The organism is Microcoleus sp. MON1_C5 (assembly GCF_036701875.1).
In the GTDB taxonomy this organism is placed as follows: domain Bacteria; phylum Cyanobacteriota; class Cyanobacteriia; order Cyanobacteriales; family Microcoleaceae; genus Microcoleus.
Window position 1 is genome coordinate 1 of the sequence record NZ_JAUBRN010000011.1, and the last position, 5,065, is coordinate 5,065.

Here is a 5,065-nt window from a genome sequence, read left to right on the forward strand (position 1 = left end):
CATGGCTCAAGCTCAACGTCTTGCTGGCTTTAATTTTAACATCCTCAAAGACTTGTTTAGAATGAAATAGCCCTGGAAGTTATGTCTGTTGTTGGGGATTAGGGTGAAGCGATCGCTTATTATCAACAAGCGATCGAACTTCCAGCACCAATCTAGAACTCACCGCCTCATCGCTACTAAAGCAAAGCACGGCCCGTGAGGAGTGTGAGGCTGATCGAAGTTGATGCGGATGTCGGTTAACCCAAAATAGGTCAAACATGACATTATATCTTCACGGCTCATCCAGTTACTAAATCGACTGCTGCCGCCGCAGAAACCAGTAGCTTTTACTTCACCTTTGTATTCTCCATATTCCTGACGGTAAAGCATATGTTTAAAGCCTTGATACTCAGCAGCAGTCTTCTCGGCAAACCTTGCGGAAAGGGAAGGAGTGCTGCGGACTATATTCTCGTCATAGTAGTGAGTCCATATAAAAACTCGGTCTGAAACTTTAGCAATCAAGCCGATCAGCTCAGCAGGGTTTGTCATGTGGTAGAGTATGCCGCTGGCGAAGCAAGTATCAAACTTGCCCGGATTTAACCGCAGATATTCTACACAATCACCGCAAAGAAAGTGAGCATTGCGAAGTCCTACAGCTTCTTTAACAATTAGGCATTTTAGATAAGCGCGAGTGCTGGCCTCAACTGCCGTAATCGATGCTGCTCCCATTTTCTCCAGCATATAGGTATGTCCCGCTTCCAGCGGGCCGAGTTCGAGGATTGTTTGACCTGTAACTCCCCCTAATTGCTCAATAGCCCAAGTGATGCGAGCATCTTCAAACAGTCCGCTTTGTCCTGCATTTAGTAATGACAAATCGCCTGGCAACTTAGATGCCCATTCACCTTGAAAAATATCCAGTGTATTCTGTACGCTAGGGGCGGACTTAACATAATAATCTAGGATTTCCATTGTTCTAAAAAATGAGAAGAGTGAATATATTCAACGCTCAGACTTGCAAAGGGCAACTTCTAAGTCTGCAAATCTATTACATAGTCCACACCCGGTTGTTGAACATAATCCAATCCAAGTGTTCCTGGTTTTTTGTTGCCACCACAGCCTATATCCAGTTTAAGATATTGCACAAGCTACTCCTTTGTTCTTTTTCTGAGAATACAAATAAGTTCTCCAAAATTTTCTTGGAAAAGTTGAATATCAAAACTAAAAAATAGATTTTTTTGACAGTAGCCGAGAAATTCTGGGAAAGTCTCCGCCGTCCAGACGTGAAAATGAATGCTGTAATCTATGTCAAGTAAATACTGCATCCGCTCAGCCACCTGTGCTTCAGGAAATTTGTCAACGAGCCTGACATACTCTTCATAATGAGGCACTCTTGACCATTCCGGCCCTTCTTTGTAGTCCCGAATTAGGTGGTCGAGGGAAGTCAGGGGCCGATCGCGATCGAATGTATAACGTTTGTCCGGCACACCCATGTACACAATTCCTTCGGGTTTGACAACTCTCAAAAAGTTTACCAAAGCGCCGATCGGGTTTTGACAGTGTTCTATCATGTGATTGGCAATGACAAAATCCCAGGAGTTATCTTGTATGGATGAAAGAGTTTCACCGTCATCTATGATATCAACATCTGCGAGATTGACCTCAGCTAGTTCTGGGTACTGTTGCCTTAATTCTTCTACCGACATCCGATCTATGTAATGAACTTTAACGCCTGCTGGAACTTCGAGGGGAGCATTGAGCGGGCCCACCTCAATTCCCTCACCTTTTAAGTATTGAGAAGCTATTTCTCTTCTTTTTGCGTACAGATCCATAATTTATTGTCTTGTTTTGCGATTTGGGATTTGACTCCTCAGTACAGGGTGGAGCCCGATCGACCTTTCTAGTTTACCCGATCGCACGTGTTGGTGGATCGCTTGAGTGCGATCGTCTTCGTGTGTTGATTTTTCGGGTAATATCTATTGTTAAGCTCGATGGCTTAGGGCTTGGGGGTGATCGCCTGTCTATAATACCTGGTGCCTGCGGGAACATCCTCAGAGGGCTGAAGTCTGATATCCTTGGGAAAGCAACGGCTTGAGTTCATTGGGAGTTGATTGGGGGCGATCGGGCAAAAATTACCCTCATTTGTGGTAAGCTTCTGAGAAACCATTTTTAGGAGTAGGTTGTCCTAGAGCGACTGGTTCACGTAGTGTACTTGTATACCTATTTAACAAAAATGTTAGTAATATGCAACGGAATGGCTAGATCGGGTTCAACACTTCAATACAATATTTGTCGCAGCCTTGTAGAAAAACTAGATATCGGCAAAGGAGAAGGTTTTTTCGAGGGAAATCACCTATTTAATTTGCAAGAGCAATTCTTAGAGTGGGGTAAAGACGATTTATTTCATGTCATTAAAATCCATGATTTTTATCCAAAAGCAGTCGAAATGAGCTTAAAGGGCTGTGTAAAAATTTGTTACATTTACAGAGATATTAGAGATGTAGCTGCAAGCCTGAAGAAAAAAGACAAGGTTAAGGGGAAGGCTCTGATCACAAGTCTTGACGCTGCAATTGAAGTATATTATAAGCTCAAAAATGTACCCAATATTTTAATACACAAATATGAAAGTATTGTTATAGATATAGCTAAAGCAATAAGGGAAGTAGTTTTATTTCTAGGCATCAAATCCAGTGAAGATACAATAGAATGGGTGAATAAAGAATGCTCGGTTGAGAATGCTAAAAAAGTAATATTAAGTTTGGCGGGTGGCCTTCAAAATACTCAACTCAATCCCTCAAGGCAACAGTTGTACGATTCAAAGACTTTATTACACCACAACCACATTTCAAAGAACTCCGGAGCTATAGGTGTTTGGAGGTTTGACCTGGAACAAGAAGAAATTAACTGGATAACAGAGCGTTACAAATCATGGCTGGTTGAGGTAAAATATTTATTAGATAGTAATTTTTGTAATTTTAATCTGAATCATCATAAGCAAGGAGGCTCTGGAATGCGCGTTGAAGCTTGTTGTCAAAGAATTTTAAGCTATGTTCTTCCTTTGGTAGACGAAAAGCGAGAAGGCATTTGTATAGATGTTGGGGTGGGAACATTTGCATTTTACTGCGAGATGTTTTCTATGCTGGGATTTAAAACTATCGCCGTTGAACCCCTCCCTGTGGAGGGACTCCGGGTTTTGTGCGAATATGACGGCATCACTTTGATAGAAGCCTGTCTATCAGATGTCAACGGCACTAAGACTATTCATTTAGGAAATGTGGCTGCTGGATTGGATAGTAATTATGCTTCTCTTGAGTCGGACTGGTTTGGTGTTTCTACAGAAACACGAGAAGTACAATCATTGACCTTATCTAAATTACTGTTAAACATAAATGCTCAAAAAGTAACTTGTTTAAAGCTAGACATAGAAGGTGCGGAGTCTACCATTATTACTAAATTGGGGGAATTACCCAAAGCTTGGCTGCCAAGCGTAGTTATGTTTGAATATGGGGGTGGCGACTCTAAGGAAAAAGGTCAATATGGTTGGTCGCCCAAGTATGTGAGCGCTACTATGGAGTGTATCAGAGCATTGAAGGAGTGCGGATACAATTGCAGCATTATGATAGATAATGCGCTTGATACAGAAGCAAGAATATTTGAGTTGCAGTCGTCCAGTTTAGAACCAGATTCTATATTTTATCCGAACGGTGGCTATGGAAACATTATTGCTTTTCGTGATTTTAATATAGCCCAAGATGAAGTTGCAAAACTTTGCGCTCCCTATTATCAAACAAGCCCCCCAAGCGATGGTTCAGGAGGCAATAAAAATGTAACAACAATATCAGCAACAGAAGAATTGGATCTCTATAAGTTTCAGTTGCACCAGACTAGAGAGGAGTTGGAACAGTGTAAGGCTCTGCTGGAACAAATTCAGGGGGAAGCGCAACAGTATCAAAGTCAACTGCACACTACTCAGGAGGAATTGCAACAGTATCAAAGTCAACTGCACACTACTCAGCCGATAGTGGAAGAGTTCCAACATCAAATGCAACAAGCTGAGACACTGTTGCAAGAGTATCAAGATCAACTGGGCTCCACGCAGGCAGTATTGGAACAATCTCAGTCACAACTGCACTCCACTGAGGCAGTATTGGAACAATCTCAGTCGCAACTAAACGCAACTGAGAGAGAATTAGCACAGAAGAATTCTCAACTGCATCAGACTCAGTGGGAATTGGAGCGATTGCGGTTTCAAACGCAGACAACTCAAGCAGAATTAGCAAATAGCAAATCTCAATTAAATGGCAATCAGCAGGAACTAGAGCTGGCGAACTCTCAATTAGTGCAAGTTCAGGCTCAACTGCACCGGAGTCAGTGGGAATTAAAGCGATCGCATTCTCATCTCCATCAAGTTCAGGCAGAATTAGAACACTCCCAAGCTCAACAGCATCAGACAGAGGGAGTATTGCAGCAGTCGCAGTCTAAAACACATCAACTTGAATGGGAATTGAAACGATCGCACTCTCAACTCTATCAAGTTCAAGAGGAATCACAACATTATCAGTCTCAGCTCCATCAAGTTCAAGAGGAATCACAACATTATCAGTCTCAGCTCCATCAAGTTCAAGAGGAATCACAACATTATCAGTCTCAGCTCCTTCAAGTTGAAGAGGAATCACAACAGTATCAGTCTCAGCTCCTTCAAGTTCAGGCAGAATTAGAACACTCCCAAACTCAACAGCACCAAACAGAGGAAGTATTGCAGCAGTCGCAGTCTCAAACACATAAACTTGAAATGCAATTGAAACGATCGCAGTCTCAGCTCCATCAAGTTCAAGAGGAATCACAGCAGTATCAATCTCAGCTCCATCAAGTTCAAGAGGAATCACAGCAGTATCAATCTCAGCTCCATCAAGTTCAAGAGGAATCACAGCAGTATCAATCTCAGCTCCATCAAGTTCAAGAGGAATCACAGCAGTATCAATCTCAGCTCCATCAAGTTCAAGAGAAATCACAGCAGTATCAATCTCAGCTCCATCAAGTTCAAGAGGAATCACAGCAGTATCAATCTCAGCTCCATCAAGTTCAAGAG

Annotated in this window: 3 protein-coding genes; 1 reads left to right on the forward strand and 2 read right to left on the reverse strand. The window is 42.2% G+C overall.

The genetic code is table 11. The features are described from left to right. Nucleotides 1–159: 159 nt before the first annotated feature. Together QUA71_RS07740 and QUA71_RS07745 are read right to left on the reverse strand one after the other, a co-directional pair. Entirely contained in the window at nucleotides 160–948 is a 789-nt protein-coding gene (locus QUA71_RS07740) for a class I SAM-dependent methyltransferase (protein ID WP_333283791.1), read from the reverse strand. A 176-nt stretch (nucleotides 949–1,124) separates the two neighbouring features. Beyond that, entirely contained in the window at nucleotides 1,125–1,808 is a 684-nt protein-coding gene (locus QUA71_RS07745; RefSeq protein WP_333283793.1) for a methyltransferase domain-containing protein, read from the reverse strand. A 422-nt stretch (nucleotides 1,809–2,230) separates the two neighbouring features. Here QUA71_RS07745 and QUA71_RS07750 point away from each other — a divergent pair. Next, nucleotides 2,231–5,065: FkbM family methyltransferase (locus QUA71_RS07750; protein WP_333283795.1), on the forward strand; the 2,835-nt coding region annotated here is incomplete at its 3' end.